Below are 19,296 nucleotides of genomic sequence, written 5' to 3' on the forward strand. Positions count from 1 at the left end.
GCCCCGAAGGGCGCACCACAGCCGCGCGATACCGTGCGGGCGGACAGGAAGGAACAGGGCCGAACCGGACGCGGTCGAACCGAGGAACGCGGCAGCGCGGGGAAGACCACGGGAGAGTGAGACGACAGGTGGATGCGACGGGCAGGCAGCGCCCCACGATGGCGGACGTCGCCGCGAGAGCAGGCGTCTCCCGCGCGCTGGTCTCGATCGTCTTCCGCAACCAGCCCGGCGCCAGCCAGGAGACCCGCGACCGGGTGCTGCAAGTGGCCGACGAACTCGGCTACCGCCCCGACAGCGCGGCCCGGCTGCTGGCCCGGGGGCGCAGCCGGGCCCTCGGTGTGCTGTTCACCGTGCACCAGACTTTCCACGCCGACCTCATCGAGGGCATCTACGCTCAGGCCGAGCACCACGGCTACGACGTCCTGCTCTCCGCGACAGCTCAGGGCCGGAGCGAGGCGAAGGCCGTCGAGGCGCTGCTCAGCCACCGCTGCGAGGCGGTCATCCTGCTCGGTGCCGACGCGACCACAGCGGACCTCGACGCGCTGGGCCAGCGCACGGTCGCCGTCTCGGTCTCGCGCCGGATGCCCGGCTCCCTGATCGACTTCGTCCACAGCGCCGAAGGCAAGGGCGTCCGGCAGGCCATGGACCACCTCGTCGGGGAAGGGCACCGCCGCATCGTCCACATCGACGGCGGCCGCGGCCCCGGATCGGCCGAGCGTCGCCGCGCCTACCGCGCCGCGATGCGCCGCCACGGTCTCGAGGCCGAGATCCGGGTGATTCCCGGCAACCACACCGAGGAGTCGGGCATCGAGGCCGGCCGTCTCCTGGTGGCCGAACGTGACGCCGGCGAACCGCTGCCGACCGCCGTCCTGGCGGCCAACGACCGCTGCGCCATGGGCCTGATGATGGCCTTCGCGCGGAGCGGCGTCGAGGTCCCCAAAGAGGTGTCGGTCATCGGGTACGACGACAGTCACCTCTCGCATCTGATGCCGGTCGGCCTGACGACGGTCCGCCAGGACGCCATGCTCATGGCCGAGCACGCGGTCGGATTCGCGGTGCGGCGGCTGGAGAACAAGACGCTGGAACCACAGGAGGCCGTGATCGACCCGAAGCTGGTGGTCCGGGACACCAGCGGCCCGCCCCGCGAAGTCTGAGGCTCAGAACACCGACCAGCCGGTCAGCGAGGTGAAGGCGTCCAGCGCCGCGACACCGGCCACCGAGTTGCCGCGTACGTCGAGGCCGGGGCTCCACACGCACAGCGTGCACCGGCCCGGAACCACGGCGAGGATGCCGCCGCCGACGCCGCTCTTCCCCGGCAGCCCCACCCGGTAGGCGAAGTCCCCCGCGGCGTCGTAGGTTCCGCAGGTGAGCATGACCGCGTTGATCCGCTTGGCCTCGCGTGCCGCCAGCAGCCGGGAGCCGTCCGTACCCAGCCCGTGCCGCGCCAGGAAGGAGCCGGCGAGCGCCAGATCGCGGCAGCTCATGGCGACGGAGCACTGCCAGAAGTAGTGGTCCAGCACGGTCGGTACCGGGTTGTCGAGATTCCCGTAGCTGGCCATGAAGTGCGCCAGCGCCGCGTTGCGGCTGCCGTGGTCGGACTCGGAAGAGGCCACGGCCGGGTCGAAGGCGACCGCAGGGTTGCCGCTCTGCGCGCGCAGGAAGTCCAGCATGGAGGTGCTGGCGTCCCCGGTGAGCGACTGCAGCCGGTCGGTGACCACCAGCGCGCCCGCGTTGATGAAGGGGTTGCGCGGGATGCCGTTCTCGTACTCCAGCTGCACCAGGGAGTTGAAGGGCGTGCCGGACGGCTCCCGCCCCACACGCCCCCACAGGCTCTCGCCGTCCTGGGACAGCACCAGCGCCAGGCTGAACGTCTTGGAGATGCTCTGTATCGAGAACGGCACCTCCCAGTCGCCGACTCCGGTGACCGAGCCGTCCACATCCGCGACCGCCATGCCGAACCCGCCCAGGTCCACCGCGGCCAGCGCGGGAATGTACCCGGCCGCCTGCCCGCGGCCGACCTGGGGCGCCACGGTCGCCGCGACCTCCTCGAGCACTGCCTGGTAGTCCATCGTCCGCGCTTCTCCTGAGCTTCCTGTGCATCGACGCCGACCCGGCGCGAGCCGCCGCCGAGGGCAGCACAGGTTCGCACATCAGGCCTGGTCGGAGACTCTAACGTGCACAAAGCCCGCCCCCGCGCACACCCCGGGCAGGGGCGCGGGGACTGCGCGAGCAGCCTGGGGGAGCCCCGGTGTGCCCAGAGGTGCCCTGGGGCGCCCCCTCCGCGGAACCAGGCCGGAAACACCCTAGCGGCGGTCCGTGGTGTGGACCGTCAGGAGCGCCACCCCGCTCAGCAGGACGACGCGGGTGGCGGCCTCCAGGCCGTTCCACTTCTCCGACTGCCACATGGCGAACCATTCGCCGCCGATGGCGATGAACCCCGCGCCGAACAGCAGCAGAAGCATCAGCAGACCGGCGCTCGAGACGGTGCGCGCCCGCCGCGGATCGCGGCGCAGCCACAGCCAGCTCGCGGCGATCAGCACGAGAGCTGCCACGGTCTCCCAGACGATGATCGCGACGTAGGCCGTGTCCTGCCACGCCCGTGAGGTGATCGCGCGCCACATCAGGTCCTCGTCCCGGAAGGTGGTGTCCATCGCCAGCACATGGCGTACGAACTGCCGGTTGGTGTCGAAGTCCGTGATGTTGCCGAACGCGACGAGCGCGATGTACAGCGCGACGGTGGCGGTCAGCACGGCGGCCGCTGCCTCGCGTACCCCGAACGGGGCACGGGTGCGGGAGGTGGCCGGCTCGCTGCCCCGGCCCTGGGAGTGATCCGATGAGACGCTCATGACTCGACTATGAGCCAGCGGACTCCCTGGTTGAAGGGCGCCTGCAGATGGCCCGGGGGATGGGAGCCGGGATGCGCCGCCGATGCCGCGCCGGGGTGACAACGGGCGGCCGGGAGCGGGAGTTCCCCCTGAGGCTGATTGGGTCCGGGCCGGTCGGGGAAACACGTCGCATTCGGACGCGGCGGAATGCGCGACGATCCAGCTGTGACCGGCCCGGTGCGATGGGGAGGGGCGAGAAGGTGACCGATCGCCGAACGAGTGGGAGCCGGGAAGGCGTTGATACGACCTCGGCCCGTCGGGTGCTGGGGCTGATCGCCGAACCGGGCTTCGCGGAGAACGTGGCGCACGCGGTCGCCCGGCAGTTGCCGGCCCTGCTCGACCGCGCCGCCGGTGGTGCCGATTCCTCGGAGCCGGGCTGGAAGGTCGAGGTCGTCCGCCACCTGCTGCCACTGGAGTCGGGCGGGGAGCTGCCGCTGCTGTCCGTCGGCCGGGCCGAGCGCCACCAGCGCGACTGGGATGTGGCGGTGGTGCTGACAGAGCTGCCCAGGCGGGTGGGCAAGGTGCCGATCCTCGCCGACTGCGCCCCCGACCACGGTGTGGGGCTGGTCTCGATGGCCGCGATGGGAGCCGTCCGCGTACGCCGCCGCACCAGGGAGCTCCTCGTCCACCTGGTCTGCGCCCACCTCTCCGAGGAGGCACGCCGGGCGGACCGCAGCCCCCTGTCCGGTGCGGTACGGCGGGCCGCCATCCCCTCCCGCTACCGGACGGTCGACGAGCGCGAGGTCAACCCCAGCGACGAGGAGCACGAGGCCGAACGCGCGGTCGACACCAACGTCGACCTCAACGGCGCCGGCCTCCACTTCACGCTGCCGGGCGCTCGCGGACAGGCGCGGCTGCTGTCCGGAATGGTGCGTGCGAACCGGCCCTGGCGCCTGGTGCCCTCGCTGGCGCCCGCGCTGGCCGGCGCCATGGCCGGTGCCGCCTTCGGGATCTTCTACTCCAGCATCTGGCAGCTCGCGGACGCCTCGAGCGCGGCACGCCTGGCCCTGGTCAACATCCTCGCCGTCCTCGCGATGGTCGCCTGGCTCATCCTCAACAACAACATGTGGGAGCGCTCCGGGAATCCGCGACTGCGTGCGCTGTCCGCGCTGTACAACGCCGCCACCTTGCTGACCGTCGTCAGCGGCGTGGCGATCATGTTCCTGCTCCTGCTCACGGTCGCCTTCGTCAGCGCCTGCGTCATCATTCCGACCTCCTATCTGGCCCATACGCTCGGCCACCCGGCCGGGCCCCCGGACCTGGCGACCGTGGCCTGGCTGGCGTCCTGCCTGGGCACGGTGGCGGGCGCGCTCGGCTCCGGCCTCGCCGACGAGGAGGCCGTACGGGAGGCCGCCTACAGCCGGCGCGAACGCCAGCGCCGGGAGTGGCGCGAGGCGCAGGCCGAACAGGCCGAGCAGCAGGAGCAGGCAGCCCAGGAGGAACAGGCGGCGCAGCAAGGGGAACAGGAAGCGGCCGGGCAGGACCGGCGGACACCGGGCGCGGATACATCCGCCTCACCGGGGCCGCCATGACCCTGGCTCTTCCCCCTCCCGGCCAGGTGGGCTTCCCTCTGTGCTGCTCCCTCAGCCGCCGAGCGCCGGGCGCGCACCGCCGCTGCCGAGCCGTACCGCGGATTCCAGCAGCGCGGCATGTACGAACGCCTGGGGGAGGTTGCCGCGCAGTTGCCGCTGCTGGACGTCGTACTCCTCCGAGAAGAGCCCGGCGGGGCCGTACGCCGAGCGGCCCCGTTCGAACCAGCGGTGCGCCGCCAAGTGATCGCCCTCCTGGTGGGTGGCCATCGCCATGACGAAGCCGCACAGCAGGAAAGCGCCCTCGTCCTGGCCCAGCGGCCGGTTGTCGTGCTGGAAGCGGTAGACGAAGCCGTCCACGGCCAGTTCGCTCTCGACCAGGCGGCGGGTGCGCGCGAAGGTGTCGTCGAACGTCAGCAGCCCGCGTGCGAACGGGATCAGCAGCGCCGCGTCCGGCTTCTCGTCGTCCTCGGCCCGCGCCCACGCGCCGTCGGGCCGCAGACAGCGGCGGCGGGTCTCGCGCAGTACGGCCTCGGCCAGCTCGCGCCAGCGCTCTGCCGCCGGGTCCTGGGGCAGTTGGGCCGCCAGCGCCCGCAGCCCCGCAACCGCGCTCAGCCGCGAGTGGGTCCACCAGCGCTTCTCCAGCTCCCACAGTCCGGCGTCCGGCTGCTGCCAGTGCCGCTCCACCGCGCGCACCACGACATCGACGGCACGGCGCGCCTCCCCGTCGAGGCGGTCGTGCCGGGCGGCGGCCGCGTAGAGCTGCAACGTCTCGGCGAAGGTGTCGAGCTGGAACTGCTCGGCGGCCTGGTTGCCGACGCGGTCGCCGCCACTCGGGTAGCCGGGGAGCGGCAGCACGGACGGCTCGGGTACCCGGCCGCCGCCGACGGTGTAGATCGGCCGCAGCGCTTCCCCGTCCTCCAGCACCCTGGCGGTGACGAACCGGACCGCGTTGTCCAGCAGCGGGTGCGCACCGTGTGCGGCGACGGCGATACCGGCGTACGCCTGGTCGCGCAGCCAGGTGTAGCGGTAGTCGTAGTTGCGGCCCACGTCGGCGCGTTCGGGCAGCGAGGTGGTGGCCGCCGCCGCCATACCGCCGCTGGAGCTGGTCAGCCCGGTCAGCACCGCGTACGCGTGGCGGGCGTCGCGGCTCGCCGGCAGATCGTGGCAGTCGGGCACCGCCCGGCGCCAGGCCTGTTCGGTGCGCCGCCACAGCACGTCCGGGTCAAGCACGTCCGGGTCCGGCTCCCCCCGGTCCTGGGAGGTGCCCGCCCGGTCCGTCCGGATCTCCAGCACGAGGTCGCGTGCTGTGCCGTCGGGTACGGTCAGGTGTCCGCGCAGACCTCCGCCGGGAGCGGGTCCCGCATGCGCTGCCCCGGCGAAGCGCAGCCGTAGCCCCGCCCCCGACGCACACCACAGCTCTCCCTCCCTGCGCAGGTCGCCCATGGCCTGCCGGCCGAAGCCGGGACGCGGGTCGAGCAGGAACTCCACATGTGCGTCACCCCGTACGGCGCGGACGCGGCGCAGCAGGACCAGCCGGTCCGGGGTGGCGGGCATGGCCAGTGCCTCGCGGCATTCGACGATGCCGCTCGCGGTGACCCAGCGGCTCGCCCGGATCAGAGTCCCGTCCTCGTAGGAGCCGCCCCACACATGCCAGTCGTCCTCGGGGCTGACGAGGTATTCGCCTCCCCCGCCGATCAGGGCCGAGAAGACGGCGTCACTGTCCCAGCGGGGCGCGCACAGCCAGACCACCTCGCCGTGCGGGCCGATCACTGCGCCGCGTTCGCCGTCCGCGAGGAAGGCGTAGTCACGCAGCACCCACGGTTTCGACAGGACGGGGGAGAGGCTGCTGGAAGCGGCTGTTCGCATCATGGGACGACCGTCGCTGTTCGTGTCGGAAGGTCTGGTATCGGCGATTCCCGGTAGTGGCCCGGTCCGGCCGTGCCCTGCGCTGCCCGGACCGGTCGGGCGGCGTTGTCTGCACTGTCTGAGTGGAGAGCGGGCCTACTTTCCTGCTGAATCCTCCTCTTCCGGCGCCGGCGGGATCGTCGTCTTCCGGACGATGCGCCTCTCCTTCGGCGTGCGCTCCGGTTCGATCCGTTCGCCGTAGTACCAGAAGTACAGCGTCCTACGCATATTGCCGGTCTCTTCGATCTCCTCGGCCGTCAGCGGGGGAGGGGTGTCGCGCACCAGCAGGCGGTGCTTCTTGTCCGGGGGCAGCGGCCTGCGCAGTTCCTGGTAGCCGTCGGCCACCCGACGCACCCGCCCGGCGCCGTCACCCAGTTCGACGCGTACGGCGTCCTGCGCCTGAAGGCCCAGGCACAGGCGTCTCGTCAGCCAGAACACCAGTGCCGGCAACAGGAACAGCGCGCCACGGAGCGTCCATGTCAGCGATTCGAGCGGCCAGTCGAAGAGGAAGGACAGCACGTCCTGCCCTCCTGCGACCAGGAGCACTGCGTAGACGGAGATCCCTGCCGCGCCCAGCCCGGTCCGGGTGGGATTGTTCCGGGGCCGGTCGCACAGATGGTGTTCCTTCCAGTTCCCCGTCACCCAGCGCTCGATGAGCGGATACGCGTACAGGCAGAGGAACAGCAGCGAGGGGACGACCACCCCGGGGAGGAAGACGTCCCAGGCGACGGTGTGCCCCCACAGTCTGGTCTCGGCCTGCGGCATCAGGCGCAGCGCGCCTTCGATGAACCCCACGTACCAGTCCGGCTGCGAGTCGATACTGGCCTGGTCGGTGCGGTACGGCCCGTACATCCAGATCGGGTTGATCTGGAGCGTGCCGGCCATGAGCGTCAGGACTCCGAAGACGGCGAGGAACAGCCCGATCGACTTGGCCGTGTACTGGGGGACCATGGGCTTGCCGACCGCGTTCCGGTTGGTCTTCCCCTTTCCGGGCCAGTGCGTGTGTTTCAGATATACGACGAAGAACAGGTGCACCGTGATCAGCGCGATGAGAAGCCCGGGAATGAACAGGATGTGCGCGGAGTACAGCCGGGACACGATCTCGTGCCCGGGATACTCGCCGCCGAACAGGAAGAAGCTCAGATAGGTTCCGACGACCGGGATCGACAGCATGATGCCCTGAAAGGTGCGCAGCCCCGTGCCGGACAGCAGATCGTCGGGGAGCGAGTAGCCGCAGAAGCCCTCGAGCAGCGCGAGTCCGAACAGGCTGACCCCGACGAACCAGTTGACCTCCCGGGGGCGCCGGAAGGCTCCGGTGAAGAAGATGCGCAGCATGTGCAGCCCGATCGCGCTGATGAACAGCAGCGCGCCCCAGTGGTGGATCTGCCGGATGAGCTGGCCGCCCCGGATCTCGAAGCAGATGCGCAGCACCGAGGCGTACGCCTCAGAGGCCGGGATCCCCCGCAGCGGACGGTAGGCGCCGCCGTACGGTTGCTCGGCCATGTCGGGGTGGAAGAAGAAGGTGAGCCACGTACCGGTCAGCACCAGCACGACGAAGCTGTACAGCGCGATCTCGCCGAGCAGGAACGACCAGTGGTCGGGGAACGCCTTGCGCAGGAACTGCCTGCCCGCCTCCATCAGCGGCATGCGCTTGTCCAGCGCGCGGGAGGCGTGTAGGACCCGCTCCCGTCGCTGCGCTCGTCGTCGTTCCGCAACCTTTCGTCGCAAGGCCACCTGCGTATCGCCTCCTGGCCGGCGCTGCCCGCGCCCGCTCCGCTCCCGAGACCGGTGGGCCGTCTCACCTGCCGGTCGCCCTAGCAGCAATCCCGGGGGCCCGACGGTCTCAAACGTCAGCTAGTCCAACGGTGGTTCGTAACCCGACGGGACGCGCCCACCGGCCGCGAGCGCGGTCGGCACCGTCGGCCCCGCGTCACAGCGCTGCCTCCAGCGACCGCTGGGTGCGCTCCTCGGCGGTGATCCAGCGCCAGGTCAGGACGGCGGCGGTGAGGCCCATCGGCAGCATGCCGACGATCATGGCCAGCCCGCCGTGATGATGACCGAGCGCGATGGCCGCGACCATCGGGATGTCCAGCAGCGGCGCGCCGACGAACAGATACAGGCAGCGCCCCGGCTCGCTCAGTTTCCTTCCGGGCCCGAACACCGGCAGCCAGAACAGCAGGCCACCGGCGAGGAGCACGCCGTGCAGCGCGCACCTGACGGCGGGGGCCGGTATGAGCACACACGCTCCGGCCGTGACAGCCGCGTGCAGCAGGACGAAGCCCGCCAGGGCCGCCCCCGTCGGCGGGCACAGTCGCTGCCACAGCCGTGCCCAGCGGGTGCGGGAGCGGGTACCGATGACGAGGGCGGGAAGCGCCACGGTCAGGGCCAGGCCCACCCCCGCCATCTCCGCCGCCTCCGGCCAGCCATGCGGCGTCATCGCGAGCTCCCCCCATGACTCCGGTGCCGGACGGCGAAGGCCGCGGCGAGAAGCAACAGCGGGACGGCGATGACGACCAGCCAGGTGCTGTAGACGAACATCAGGCCGCCCGCGGCCAGCCCGAACGCGGCGATGACGAGCGCGGCCCCGTTCTCGCCCGGCACGTCGTAGTGCGTGTGCTCGCGTGGACCCCGCAGGGAGGAGAGCAGTACGACGGCCGCCGCCAGCGTGAGCAGGACGAGCACTCCTGCCCACAGCAGCAGCGCGAGCTCGCTCTCCCCGTAGGCGGTGAGCACTCCCAGCAGTACGGCGTTGAGCGCTGCCCAGCCGGCCACGACGGCAGCTGACGGGTGCCGCTTGCACCAGTTCGGCACAGGGCCGCTCATGTCTGCTCCTGTCGCATCCGGGCGTCGAGAAGGGGAGCGTTGCTGGTGATCGGCGGCAGCGGGTGGCGAGGGGTGAAGTTGTACCTCGGTGGCGGGGAGGTGGTGGCCCATTCCAGGCTGTGTCCCTGCCACGGGTCGCCGGGGGCCCTGGTGCGCCGGCGGGCGGCGGACTGGAGGTTCATCGCGAAGACGATCATCCCGGCGGCCAGGAAGCCCGCGCCGATGGAGGAGATGAGGTTCAGCGTCCCGAAGCCGGCCCACGCCGGGTAGGTGGCGACCCGCCGGGGCATACCCAGCTGGCCGAGGCCGAACATGGGAAGGAAGGTCAGGTTGGTGCCGATCACCAGGAGGACGAAGTGGAGGCGGCCCAGCCGTTCGTCGAGCATGGTGCCGGTCACCTTGGGCCACCAGTAGTAGACGGCCGCGAACAGTCCGAAGGCGCTGCCCGCGAACAGCACGTAGTGCAGGTGGGCGACGATGAAATAGCTGTCCGTCATGTGGTAGTCGATGACGGGTGTGCCGACCATGATTCCGGTGAGCCCGCCGATGAGGAACTGCGGGATGAACGCCAGCGCGAACAGCATCGGCACGGGAAAGACCAACCGGCCGCCGAGCACCGTTCCCACCAGCGCGAAATACTCGATGCCCGCCGGAACCAGCAGCGCGATGGAGGTCAGCGAGTAGTAGTCGTTGGTCGCCTGGCCCGTCGCGAACATGTGGTGTCCCCATACGCTCATCGACATGGCCGCGAAGACCAGCAGCGAGATGACGGTGCCCTTGTAGCCGAAGAACCGGCGCCGGGAGAAGACCGCCAGGATCTCGCCCACAGCCCCCAGATACGGGAAGAACATCACGTACACCACAGGGTGGCCGTAGAACCAGAACAGATGCTGGTAGCCGATGTTCCACACGTTCGAGTCGAAGACCGACGGCTGGACACGGCCGATGGCCAGCAGCACCAGCGCGGCGAGCAGCGAGGGGAACGCGCCGATCACCATCAGCGTGGAGGCGATCATCGACCAGGTGAAGACGGGCAGCCGCAGCATCGTCATCCCGCGCGTCCGCTTGCGCAGCGCGGTCCACAGCACGGCCCAGCCCATTCCCAGCGAGCCGACGGTGGCCATGAAGACGCCTACGATCCACAGCGGAGTGCCGTTTCCGGGCGTATGAACGCTGCTGGCCATGGGCGGGTAGGAGAACCATCCGTCGGCATGCGCGCCCGACGGCATCGCGAAGCCGGTGAGCATCAGCACCGCGCCCAGGGCGTAGAGCCAGTACCCGAACAAGGTGGTACGTGGCATCGCGATGGCCGGCGCGCCGACCTGGAGGGGCACGAGATAGACGCCCAGGCCGATGGCGAACGGCGTCATGACCATATAGATCATGCCGGAGCCGTGGATGCTGAAGAGCTGGTTGTAGACGGAAGAGCCGAAGACGTTCTGCTCCGGCTGCGCCAGCTGACTGCGCATCAGCAGCGCCAGCGTGCCCATGAGGAAGAGCAGCACCACGGCCGTCCCCATGGTCAGCAGCCCGATCCGTTTGTGGTCGGTGCTGACCGCCCAGCCCAGCCACGAGCGCGGCCGCACCGTCCGGGCGGCCTCCGTCGTGCGCGGGGCGTCGGGGGCCAGGGTCACGCCGCCGCCCCCGTCGGCGCGGCCTGCTGGTGCTGCTGCACCCAGTTCTCGTACTCGTCGGGGGAGACGGCCTTGAGCCAGAAGTCCATGGAGTGGTGCCGGTCGCCACAGAACTCGGCGCACCGGCCGATCCACTTGCCTTCCTCGTCGATCTTCAAGGTGAAGCTGTTGGTGTGGTCGGGGAAGGCGTCCATCTTGTAGCGCAGCGCCGGCACCCACAGCGAGTGGATGACGTCCCGGGAAGTGATCCGCAGCCGGACGGTACGGCCGGTCGGGACCACCAGGGTGGGCAGGTGGCCGTTCCGGCAGTTCGCCGTCGTGCTCGCCGTCCCGGCGCGCGGGGTGCCGGGCGTCGGGTGGGCGAACTTCCAGCACCACTGGAAGGCGGTCACATCCACCGTCACCGGTCGCGCCTTCCCGGCCGCGCGTCCGCCGCCGTGCGCGTGGGCTCCGGGGTGCTCCCGGTCGTTGGCCGAGGCCGTGTAGACGACCAGGAAGGCGGCGACGGCGGCGAGTACGACCAGATACAGCGTCTCCAGCCGCTGCCGCTCGGCGTGCGGCGAGGGGAGGACCCCCGCCCCCGCGCGTCGACGGACCAGCGAGTAGGCCAGTGCGCACAGCACCACGAGAAAGACGAAGCCCGCGATGGCCGACTCCGTGGTGAACACCTGCTCGAAGATCCGCCGCTGTTCCATGGTGACTCCCTCCCTGCTCGAGCGCCGTGCGGGAGCGCGCTGAGGAACCGTATGCCGCGATTTGCGGGATATGTTCCGTGACACACCGCGCCCCGTCACTCCGAGCCGTCCGGCTGCTCCGAAACGCCGCTGTGGGGCTGTCGCCCGAGAGGCCGGCTCCGGGTCGCGGGCTGGGGCGGTATGAGCAGTCACCTGTTTGCCTCGACATGTCTGCGGATTTACCGCTGTTTCTATTGTGATACTGAGCGAAGAGGCCGGGCCCGCGTACTCGGGGCAGGAAAACGCGCGGACCCGGCCTGAAATGGGGCGGGTATTCAGGAGAGCGGGCCGGGGCCGGGGCAGCCGGAATACGCACGCCGGAATACGCGGGCCGGAACGCGGACCGGAACGTGGTGCGGCCGGTCTCCGCCGCTCGGTCCGCTGGGAGGACGTGGGGTGCATCGTCGTTGGGCGAGCCTCAGGCACCGTGTGGCGAAGTCCCCGGGCGGGCGGGTGTGGCAGCACGGTGCCGAGTTCGAGCTGCTGCGCAGAGCGATGAGTTTCGCGGTACTCGCCTTTGTGGCCCTGGTGCCGCTCCTGATCGTGGTGGCCGCGCTGGATCCGGTCAAACGTGCCGGTTTCGACGAGTGGATCGTCAACGGTATGGGACTGGAAAACCCCTCGGCGGCGGACAATGTGCGCGATTTGTTCTCTCCGCCGCGCCAGGTGGTCAATACCACCAGCGTGCTGAGTGCCGTACTCCTCGCGCTCTTCGGGGTGACTTTCGCCGCGAGTGTCCAGACCGGTTACGAGAAGATCTGGGGCCTTCCGCCGAGTCGTACGCCGCACAAGGTATGGCGCCAAGTGGTGTGGCTCGCCGTTCTGACGGGTTATCTCTTCGCGGAGGTCGAGAGCGAGGACGCGCTGCAACCCGGCGTGGCCAGGAGTGTGGCCCGGGTGGTGCTGACGCTTCTGACGGGAATGCTCTTCTTCTGGTGGAGCCAGCACTTCCTGCTCACCGGCCGGGTTTCCTGGCGGTGTCTGCTTCCGGGAGCGGTGGCCACCATGCTCGGGCTGACGGGGCTCAGAATCTTCTCCTACTTCGTCTTCTCGCCCCTGATCATCAGCAGCAGGAACTCCTACGGTGCCGCCGGAACGCTGCTCATTGTGCAGTCCTGGCTCATCGGGGTGGGTTTCGTTGTTTTTGGTGGCCCGCTGTTCGGTCACCATGTGCGGAATTGGCTGACGGGTATCGCACGTTCGTCCGACAGCGGTGATTCACCGGAACGTTGAGCGGCGGGGAAGAGCGAGCCGGTGCGCCCGGAAGGCGCCGGTGCGGAAGGCCGCCCGACCCCGGGCATATGCCGTTTCGAGAATGGAGTGGTCGGGTCCCTCTCTCCCGGCTCATCATGCCCACCGACAACCTTCCGCCCCACTAGGCTCATGGAACGAGCCCTGGGAGTACTTGCCCGTCGACGCAGAGGAGAAGAACGTGCGCAGGACAGTCTCGGCAGCGGCCTTGGTCATGATCGGCGTTCTCGTGAGCGGCTGTGGCAGCGACTCCGGAAGCGGCGGCGACTCCGGCGCAAAGGCACAGAGCGCCGACAAACCGAACTCGGCGAAGAAACCGAAGTGGGGGCCGCCCGAGACCCATGAGGTGACCCTGAAGGTTCAGGGCACGGGCTCCTCGCAGATCGGATGGGCGGCGGGCAGCAGCCAATTCGATTCGGCGACACTCCCGTGGAAGAAGACGGCCAAGGTGACTCTCGAAGGGGCCGAACTGAAGAAGGGCGTGCAGTTGTATGTCACTCCGCAGGCGGTGAAGGGGACCAGCGGAACCTTCGTCTTTCCGCCGTGTGCCATCGAGGTGGACGGCAAGACGGTGGACAAGAACGCGGGCGGCAAGAGTTCCCAGGGCTGCAAGTACACCCTCAAGGGCTCCTGAGGCCCCATCGCCGGGCCCTGTCCGCGCCGGCGCCGGCGCGGACAGGGCCAGCAGACGCCTTACGCCGCTGCCGTGGCCTCGTACTCCTTCTTGACCAGTTCGTAGGAGGTGAGGCGGTGCTGGAGGTCGTAGACCGGCGTGGTCAGCATCAGTTCGTCCGCTCCGGTGGCTGCGGCCAGTTCCCTCAGCCGGCGCACGACGGTCGCTGCTGTGCCCCGTGCCTGCTGGGCACGGAAGCCGGCCAGCGCCTGCTCCTCCTGCGGGGTGAAGCGGTGGGCGGCTGCCTGCGCGGGCGTCGGGAAGGGCTCCTCACTCGCTCCTTTGAGAAGCCCCGCCTTGACGACGTCCATCGGCCCGGCCAGCCGGGCGGCTTCCTCCTCCGTCTCGGCACACACGGTCTCCACGCACAGCAGCACCCGGGGCTGCTCGCACCAGGGTGAGGGGGTGAAAGCCGCTCGGTAACGTTCCAGGACCGCCTGGGTGTTGTCGGGGCGGATGTGGTGCGCGACCGCGATCGGCAGGCCCAGCTCAGCGGCGAGAGCGGCCCCTGCGGTGCTGGAGGCCAGCAGCCAGGGCTCCGGCAGCGGGCCGAGCGCGACCTGGTCGTCCCTCAGATGGGCGAGAGTCTCGGCGATGTCGTCCCGGTACTGCGTATCCGTCACCGGATCGGCTCCACGGCGCAGCGCCCGTGCGATGGCCTCGTCGAAGGTGCCGGGGCCGCGGCCGATGCCCAGGTCGACCCGGCCCGGGTGCAGGGCGGCCAGCGTCGCGAACTGTTCGGCCAGCAGCAGCGGCGCGTGGTGCGGGGCCAGGACCCCGCCGGAACCGAGACGGACGGAACGCGTCGAGGCGGCCGCGTGTGCGATCAGCACGACCGGTGGAAACGCGCCGATCGCGGGCGAGTGGTGGTGCTCGGCGTACCAGATCCGGTGGTAGCCCAGGCCTTCGAGGCCCTGGGCGAAGGCCGTGGTGTCCCGCAGCGTTTCCACCGCTGCGGTGTCCGTCTGGACCACCGCGACTTCCAGCGCCGAGAGAGGTATGTCCACCATGTCGCCAGCATAGTGATCACGCTCGGAACGAGGGCGGGCGGGTGACGCTCTCTTCGGCGCGCCCGAACGGCTCCGCGCCCGAACGGCTCCCGCGCCCGGCCGGGCCGGAGTTGGGAAAACGGGAGCCGTCCGGGTCCCGCCGCTCTGGTGCCTAGCGTGCGGTGGACGGGGTGACCTCGACGGCGACGTGGTCGACGAGGAGCGAGCCACCCGAGGCGGTGGCCGCGGTGGGCGTCGCGTGGCCGGCCGCGCCGTCGGGGAACGCGCCCCCCATCGCCAGGTTCAGCAGGATGAAGTGGCCGTGGTCTGTGGCCTTCTGCCAGGTGGCGGCGTCCATGTCGGATTCCCGCACGGTGTGGAAGAGCCGGCCGTCCTGATACCAGCGCAACTCCTCGGTCGCACCGGTGCGGTCGAGTTCGAGGGCGTACTCGTGGAAGCCGCCCTGGCAGGAGCCGCCGCATGTGGCACTGTTGCCGAGGCCCTGGGTCTCGTTGCAGGGTCCGCCCGGGTTGACGCCGCAGTGCAGAACGCCGTGCGCGGCGCTCTGGCCGTTGACGTTCTCCATGATGTCGAACTCGCCGATGCCGGGCCAGTTCTGGTAGTTGCCGCGGTAGTCGGCGCCCAGTGTCCAGAAGGCCGGCCAGTAGCCCAGCGCCCCGTCACCGGAGACCTCGGGCAGTCTCAGGCTCGCGGAGATGCGCAGTTTGCCGCCTTCGGGCGCCGCGAAGTCCGTGCGCCGGGTCTCGATGCGGGCCGAGGTCCACGAGTCGCCCTTCTTGAGAGCGGTGATCTTCAGATGGCCCTCGCCGTCGAGTTGCAGGTTCTCGGGGCTGTCGGTGTACGACTGCACTTCGCCGGTGCCCCAGTTGGGCGGGCCGCCGGGGTAGCCGTGGCCGGTGTCGATGATCCAGTCGTCCCCGGAGGGGAGGGAGCCGGCGGCGCCGTCGAAGTCGGTCCGCCACACCTCCTGCGCGACCTGCGTGTCCTCGGCGGACCGCGTGTGCTGTTGCGCCGGGGCTTCGTCGGCCTGGGCCGTCGGCAGCGCCAGCACACCCAGCGCCGTCATCATCGCGGCGGCCGCCGGAAGGATGCCGAGCCTGTGGTGTCCTCCGCCGGTACGGAAGTTGCCCGTACGGAACATGACGATGCGCTCCTTAGGAGTGGGGGGTGGGTGAGCGCTCTCACGGCACAGCACCGTGCCGAAGGTCTGGACCATCGTCAAGGCTTGTGTGCGAACGGGCAGATACGGGCACCGGCTTCGGCCTGCCGCAGACCTGACGGAGACGACCCTGGCCCTGGGCGCGCCCACGCTCACCACCGCGGGCGGCGCGCCCGTCATCTGAGGCCGATCGGGAAAGCCGCTCAACACGCCCTCGCCACGGAGCCCGGGCGCGAGGTCGCCGCGTAGCCTCTGCTGCGGCCGGTTCGCGGGGGCCGGTCGCGAGAACGGCGGAGAGGAGCCGGTTGTGGAGCCGCGGGCGGCGTTGGAGCGGATCGCCTTTCTGCTGGAGCGCGCTCAGGCGCCGACGTACCGGGTGCGGGCCTTCCGTACTGCCGCGCAGGTGCTGGCCGGGCTGCCGGAGGGCGAGATCGCCCAGCGCGTGGCGGCCGGCTCGCTGGAGTCGCTGAAGGGCGTGGGCCCCAAGACCGCGCAGGTGGCCGCCGAGGCACTGGAGGGCGAGGTACCGCGCTACCTGGCGAAGCTGGAGGCCGAAGCGGAGCGGGAGGCCCCGCTGCCCGAGGCGGCCCGGAAGTTGCGGGCCGCGCTGCGGGGGGACTGCCATCTGCACTCGGACTGGTCCGACGGCGGCAGCTCCATCGAGGAGATGGCCGCGACGGCGAAGGGGCTCGGCCACGAGTGGGCCGTGCTCACGGACCACTCGCCGCGGTTGACCGTCGCGCGGGGTCTGTCGGCCGACCGGCTGCGCGCGCAGTTGGACGTGGTCGCTCAGGTCGGCGAGCGGTTGGCGCCCTTCCGGCTCCTGACGGGTATCGAGTGCGACATCCTGGAGGACGGCAGCCTCGACCAGGATGAGGAACTGCTGGACCGCCTCGACGTGGTGGTGGCCTCGGTGCACTCGAAACTGCGGATGCCCACGGAAGAGATGACCCGGCGCATGGTCCGGGCAGCGCGCAGCCCTCTCGTCGACATCCTGGGGCACTGCACGGGCCGACTGCTGTCGGGGCGAGGGCGGCCGGAGTCGGAGTTCGACGCGGAGGAGGTCTTCGCCGCGTGCGCGGAGTCCGGAACGGCAGTGGAGATCAACTGCCGTCCCGAGCGCAGCGATCCGCCCCGCCGTCTGCTGCGGCAGGCCCTCGACGCGGGCGTCCGCTTCGCCGTCAACACCGACGCGCACGCCCCCGGCCAGCTCGACTGGCAGCCCGGCGGCTGTGTGCGCGCGGCCGAGTGCGGCATTCCGGCCGAGCGGATCGTCAACACTCTCTCGGCAGACCGACTGCTGCGGTGGACAGCGGGAGCCGCGTGAGGGAACCCGCCGCTGGTCAGGCCGCTTTGCCGTGGTGCCTGCGCTTGCCGCCACGGCCCCGGTGTGAGGACTCCTCCTCGGAGCGGCTCTCGCCGGAGGGCTCGTAGGGCTCCTGGGCGAGGTCCTCGGCGGTCGGAAGGCCGGTCACCTGCAACTCCGGGAGCACCATGGCCGGATCGCGCAGCGGCGCGGCCGGGTCAGGCGGCAGCGGGCCGGCGAACCGGGCGTCGGCCTCGGCCGCAGCCTCCGCCGCCCGGGCCCTCTCCGTACGCCGCTCCCGCTCGGCGGGCCGGAACGTCGCCGCTATCTCTTCCTCTTCCTTCCCGAGTTCCCTCCTGAGGCCGAGTTCCTCCCGCTCGCGCCGCGTGTCCTCCGCGGTCTCGCGGTCGGTCTCGCGGTCGGTCTCGCCCAGGGCCGCCGGCTCGGTGCCCGTCTCCGCTTCCGTCTCCGCGCCCTCTTCGGGCTGTTGCGCACGCTCCAGGAAGCGCAGCAGTTCGACGGGGAAGGGGAGCACGAGGGTCGAGTTCTTCTCGGCGGCGACGGCCGTGATGGTCTGGAGCAGCCGCAGTTGCAGGGCCGCCGGCTGGACGGACATCTGCTGGGCCGCTTCCGCGAGCCGCTTGGACGCCTGGAGCTCCGCGTCGGCGTTGATCACCCGCGCGCGGCGCTCACGGTGAGCCTCGGCCTGGCGGGCCATGGACCGCTTCATGGTGTCCGGCAGCGACACGTCCTTGATCTCCACCCGGTCGATCTGCACTCCCCAGTCGACCGCTGGGCTGTCGATCATCAGCTCCAGGCCCTGGTTGAGCTTCTCGCGGTTGGAGAGCAGATCGTCCAGATCGCTCTTCCCGATGATCGACCGCAGGGATGTCTGGGCCATCTGGGAGACGGCGAACTGGTAGTTCTCGACCCGGATCACCGCGTCGGCCGGCTTCACCACCTTGAAGTAGACGACCGCGTCCACGCGCACCGTCACATTGTCCCGGGTGATGCCCTCCTGGGCCGGGACAGGCATGGTGACGATCTGCATGTTCACTTTGCGGAGTCGGTCGATCACAGGAACGATCAGAGTCAGCCCGGGACCGCGTATGTCCCGGTGCAGACGTCCGAGGCGCAGCACGACACCGCGTTCGTACTGCTTGACGACGCGGATCGCTGACAAGGCACCCATCACTGCCAGCAGACCCACGATGACGATGACAGCTATCGCAGCTTGCATGACGCCACCAACCATCCCAAGAAGGTGATACCAGACTAGATCGGGCAGCCGCGTGCATGCGAGCGACGGTCAGAGACGGGAGCGTACAGCCCGTTCCGTCACCAAGAGTGGCTGATTGGTTACCAGGATGCCGTGCGGCCCGGAAGTAGGCGCTGTCTACTGCCGGGTGGTAGGCAGGTGCACATGGAAACCGAGAACTCGCTCCGGGAGCGGCTGGTCGACGTCGGAGTGGAACTGGTCACCACCGAGGGGACCGCCGCACTGGGGCTGCGGGAGATCGCCCGCAGGGCAGGCGTCTCACACGGAGCGCCGCGCCGGTACTTCCCGACCCACCAGGCCCTGCTCAGCGCCATCGCCCACCGGGGCTATGCCGATCTCAAGGAGCGGTTCGCCGCGGCGGACAGCTCCGCCGGGCCCGCCGCAGCGCCCCGCGAGCGGCTGGCGGCCCTTGCCACGGCCTATGTGCGGTTCGCCGTCGAGAACCGCGCCATGTTCGAGCTGATGTTCCGCCACGATCTGCTCAACAGCGAGGAACAGGGCGCCGACGGGCCCCGGCTGCGCGATACGACACTTCCGCTGTTCCGGGAGATGGTCGCACTGGTCGCCGAGCACCGGGGACGGCGGGCCGCCGGCGCGCAGCGGGCGGCCGGCAGCGCCGGCGGGGCCGGCAAGGCAGCCGACAGCGGCGGCCCGGTCGACGGCCCCGCGACGGCGACCGCAGCGCTGTGGGCGAACGTGCACGGCATCGCCCAGCTGTGGACGTGGCGCAGCCTGCCGCTGATGCTGGGCACCGATCCGTCGGACACGGACCGCCTCGCCGGACTCGTCGGGGCGGCCCTGGACGCGCACCTGGGTCCGGCCCGCTGATCGCTGCTCCGCTTCCCCGTTCCCCGGGGGCCTCCGGCGGCCTCCATGGGTTTGCCGCACCGTTGCATTTGCAGTACACGCACCTGCTGTGACTATTCGTGCTCCGCGCTTCACGATCGGTTATCCGCTTATGGTCGGCGTGGTGGACGCTGCTCCGAGCGATACCTTGCGCGCAAATCCATGCACCTTTACTGCAAACATTGTCTGTGATCCATGTCACGTCGAATTCGGTAAAAGATCATGTACGCGCATATCCACATCCTGGGATGCCGTGTGA

17 protein-coding genes are annotated in these 19,296 nt (G+C 70.2%); 6 read left to right on the forward strand and 11 right to left on the reverse strand.

The window, feature by feature from the left end; genetic code table 11:
• The first annotated feature begins 158 nt into the window (after positions 1-158).
• A complete protein-coding gene (locus tag HC362_RS31305; RefSeq protein ID WP_243088894.1) occupies positions 159-1,154 on the forward strand; it encodes a LacI family DNA-binding transcriptional regulator in 996 nt (331 codons plus the stop codon).
• 3 nt (positions 1,155-1,157) lie between these two features.
• On the opposite strand, the gene HC362_RS31310 is transcribed toward HC362_RS31305, so the two are convergent.
• On the reverse strand, positions 1,158-2,069 hold the full coding sequence (locus tag HC362_RS31310) for a glutaminase (protein ID WP_243087674.1): 912 nt from the start codon (positions 2,067-2,069) through the stop codon (positions 1,158-1,160).
• Positions 2,070-2,303: 234 nt separating this feature from the next.
• Positions 2,304-2,846, reverse strand: a complete 543-nt coding sequence (locus tag HC362_RS31315; protein ID WP_243087676.1) for a DUF2165 domain-containing protein — start codon at positions 2,844-2,846, stop codon at positions 2,304-2,306.
• Positions 2,847-3,085: 239 nt separating this feature from the next.
• Here HC362_RS31315 and HC362_RS31320 point away from each other — a divergent pair, with 239 nt between their 5' ends.
• The gene (locus HC362_RS31320) at positions 3,086-4,417 is read left to right on the forward strand and encodes a hypothetical protein (RefSeq protein ID WP_243087677.1); all 1,332 of its coding nucleotides are present in this window, start codon (positions 3,086-3,088) and stop codon (positions 4,415-4,417) included.
• Positions 4,418-4,468: 51 nt separating this feature from the next.
• Here the strand turns inward: HC362_RS31320 and HC362_RS31325 are convergent, their stop codons facing one another.
• The 6 genes from HC362_RS31325 to HC362_RS31350 all read right to left on the reverse strand — a co-directional run bounded on the left by HC362_RS31325 (position 4,469) and on the right by HC362_RS31350 (position 11,474).
• Entirely contained in the window at positions 4,469-6,286 is a 1,818-nt protein-coding gene (locus tag HC362_RS31325; protein ID WP_243087679.1) for a glycoside hydrolase family 15 protein, read from the reverse strand.
• Positions 6,287-6,418: 132 nt separating this feature from the next.
• On the reverse strand, positions 6,419-7,969 hold the full coding sequence (locus HC362_RS31330) for a ubiquinol-cytochrome c reductase cytochrome b subunit (RefSeq protein ID WP_243088895.1): 1,551 nt from the start codon (positions 7,967-7,969) through the stop codon (positions 6,419-6,421).
• 283 nt (positions 7,970-8,252) lie between these two features.
• A complete protein-coding gene (locus HC362_RS31335) occupies positions 8,253-8,759 on the reverse strand; it encodes a hypothetical protein (RefSeq protein ID WP_243087681.1) in 507 nt (168 codons plus the stop codon).
• Complete coding sequence (locus HC362_RS31340; RefSeq protein WP_243087683.1) at positions 8,756-9,145, reverse strand: hypothetical protein; 390 nt, start codon at positions 9,143-9,145, stop codon at positions 8,756-8,758. The genes HC362_RS31335 and HC362_RS31340 overlap by 4 nt, the downstream gene beginning before the upstream one ends.
• Positions 9,142-10,779, reverse strand: a complete 1,638-nt coding sequence (locus HC362_RS31345) for a cbb3-type cytochrome c oxidase subunit I (protein ID WP_243087684.1) — start codon at positions 10,777-10,779, stop codon at positions 9,142-9,144. The genes HC362_RS31340 and HC362_RS31345 overlap by 4 nt, the downstream gene beginning before the upstream one ends.
• Positions 10,776-11,474 carry a cytochrome c oxidase subunit II gene (locus HC362_RS31350; protein WP_243087686.1) on the reverse strand — a complete coding sequence of 233 codons (699 nt, stop codon included), beginning with the start codon at positions 11,472-11,474 and terminating at the stop codon, positions 10,776-10,778. Before HC362_RS31350 ends, HC362_RS31345 begins: the two co-directional genes overlap by 4 nt.
• Before the next feature lie 468 nt (positions 11,475-11,942).
• Here HC362_RS31350 and HC362_RS31355 point away from each other — a divergent pair, with 468 nt between their 5' ends.
• Positions 11,943-12,746 carry a YhjD/YihY/BrkB family envelope integrity protein gene (locus HC362_RS31355; RefSeq protein WP_243087688.1) on the forward strand — a complete coding sequence of 268 codons (804 nt, stop codon included), beginning with the start codon at positions 11,943-11,945 and terminating at the stop codon, positions 12,744-12,746.
• A gap of 199 nt (positions 12,747-12,945) precedes the next feature.
• Positions 12,946-13,398, forward strand: a complete 453-nt coding sequence (locus HC362_RS31360; RefSeq protein WP_243087690.1) for a hypothetical protein — start codon at positions 12,946-12,948, stop codon at positions 13,396-13,398.
• 59 nt (positions 13,399-13,457) lie between these two features.
• Here HC362_RS31360 and HC362_RS31365 read toward each other — a convergent pair whose 3' ends face one another.
• The gene (locus HC362_RS31365; RefSeq protein ID WP_243087691.1) at positions 13,458-14,447 is read right to left on the reverse strand and encodes an MsnO8 family LLM class oxidoreductase; all 990 of its coding nucleotides are present in this window, start codon (positions 14,445-14,447) and stop codon (positions 13,458-13,460) included.
• A gap of 151 nt (positions 14,448-14,598) precedes the next feature.
• Positions 14,599-15,588, reverse strand: a complete 990-nt coding sequence (locus HC362_RS31370; RefSeq protein WP_243087698.1) for a glycoside hydrolase family 16 protein — start codon at positions 15,586-15,588, stop codon at positions 14,599-14,601.
• A gap of 325 nt (positions 15,589-15,913) precedes the next feature.
• Here HC362_RS31370 and HC362_RS31375 point away from each other — a divergent pair, with 325 nt between their 5' ends.
• Complete coding sequence (locus tag HC362_RS31375) at positions 15,914-16,933, forward strand: PHP domain-containing protein (RefSeq protein WP_243087700.1); 1,020 nt, start codon at positions 15,914-15,916, stop codon at positions 16,931-16,933.
• A 16-nt stretch (positions 16,934-16,949) separates the two neighbouring features.
• Here HC362_RS31375 and HC362_RS31380 read toward each other — a convergent pair whose 3' ends face one another.
• Positions 16,950-18,167 (reverse strand): slipin family protein, encoded by a 1,218-nt coding sequence (locus HC362_RS31380; RefSeq protein ID WP_243087701.1) that lies wholly within the window; start codon positions 18,165-18,167, stop codon positions 16,950-16,952.
• Between the two features lie 168 nt (positions 18,168-18,335).
• Between HC362_RS31380 and HC362_RS31385 the strand changes: the two genes are divergently transcribed.
• Positions 18,336-19,019 carry a TetR/AcrR family transcriptional regulator gene (locus HC362_RS31385; RefSeq protein WP_243087702.1) on the forward strand — a complete coding sequence of 228 codons (684 nt, stop codon included), beginning with the start codon at positions 18,336-18,338 and terminating at the stop codon, positions 19,017-19,019.
• Positions 19,020-19,296: the final 277 nt, after the last annotated feature.

The sequence above is a fragment of the Streptomyces sp. 891-h genome (assembly GCF_022760275.1).
In the GTDB taxonomy this organism is placed as follows: Bacteria; Actinomycetota; Actinomycetes; order Streptomycetales; family Streptomycetaceae; genus Streptomyces; species Streptomyces spirodelae.

Excerpts from the sequence above, each read along its gene's own strand:
- HC362_RS31305 (WP_243088894.1), top strand. The coding sequence starts at position 159 with ATGGCGGACGTCGCCGCGAGAGCAGGCGTCTCCCGCGCGCTGGTCTCG.
- HC362_RS31310 (WP_243087674.1), bottom strand. The coding sequence starts at position 2,069 with ATGGACTACCAGGCAGTGCTCGAGGAGGTCGCGGCGACCGTGGCGCCC.
- HC362_RS31315 (WP_243087676.1), bottom strand. The coding sequence starts at position 2,846 with ATGAGCGTCTCATCGGATCACTCCCAGGGCCGGGGCAGCGAGCCGGCC.
- HC362_RS31325 (WP_243087679.1), bottom strand. The coding sequence starts at position 6,286 with ATGATGCGAACAGCCGCTTCCAGCAGCCTCTCCCCCGTCCTGTCGAAA.
- HC362_RS31330 (WP_243088895.1), bottom strand. The coding sequence starts at position 7,969 with ATGCCGCTGATGGAGGCGGGCAGGCAGTTCCTGCGCAAGGCGTTCCCC.
- HC362_RS31335 (WP_243087681.1), bottom strand. The coding sequence starts at position 8,759 with ATGACGCCGCATGGCTGGCCGGAGGCGGCGGAGATGGCGGGGGTGGGC.
- HC362_RS31340 (WP_243087683.1), bottom strand. The coding sequence starts at position 9,145 with ATGAGCGGCCCTGTGCCGAACTGGTGCAAGCGGCACCCGTCAGCTGCC.
- HC362_RS31350 (WP_243087686.1), bottom strand. The coding sequence starts at position 11,474 with ATGGAACAGCGGCGGATCTTCGAGCAGGTGTTCACCACGGAGTCGGCC.
- HC362_RS31365 (WP_243087691.1), bottom strand. The coding sequence starts at position 14,447 with ATGGTGGACATACCTCTCTCGGCGCTGGAAGTCGCGGTGGTCCAGACG.
- HC362_RS31370 (WP_243087698.1), bottom strand. The coding sequence starts at position 15,588 with ATGTTCCGTACGGGCAACTTCCGTACCGGCGGAGGACACCACAGGCTC.
- HC362_RS31380 (WP_243087701.1), bottom strand. The coding sequence starts at position 18,167 with ATGGTTGGTGGCGTCATGCAAGCTGCGATAGCTGTCATCGTCATCGTG.
- HC362_RS31385 (WP_243087702.1), top strand. The coding sequence starts at position 18,336 with ATGGAAACCGAGAACTCGCTCCGGGAGCGGCTGGTCGACGTCGGAGTG.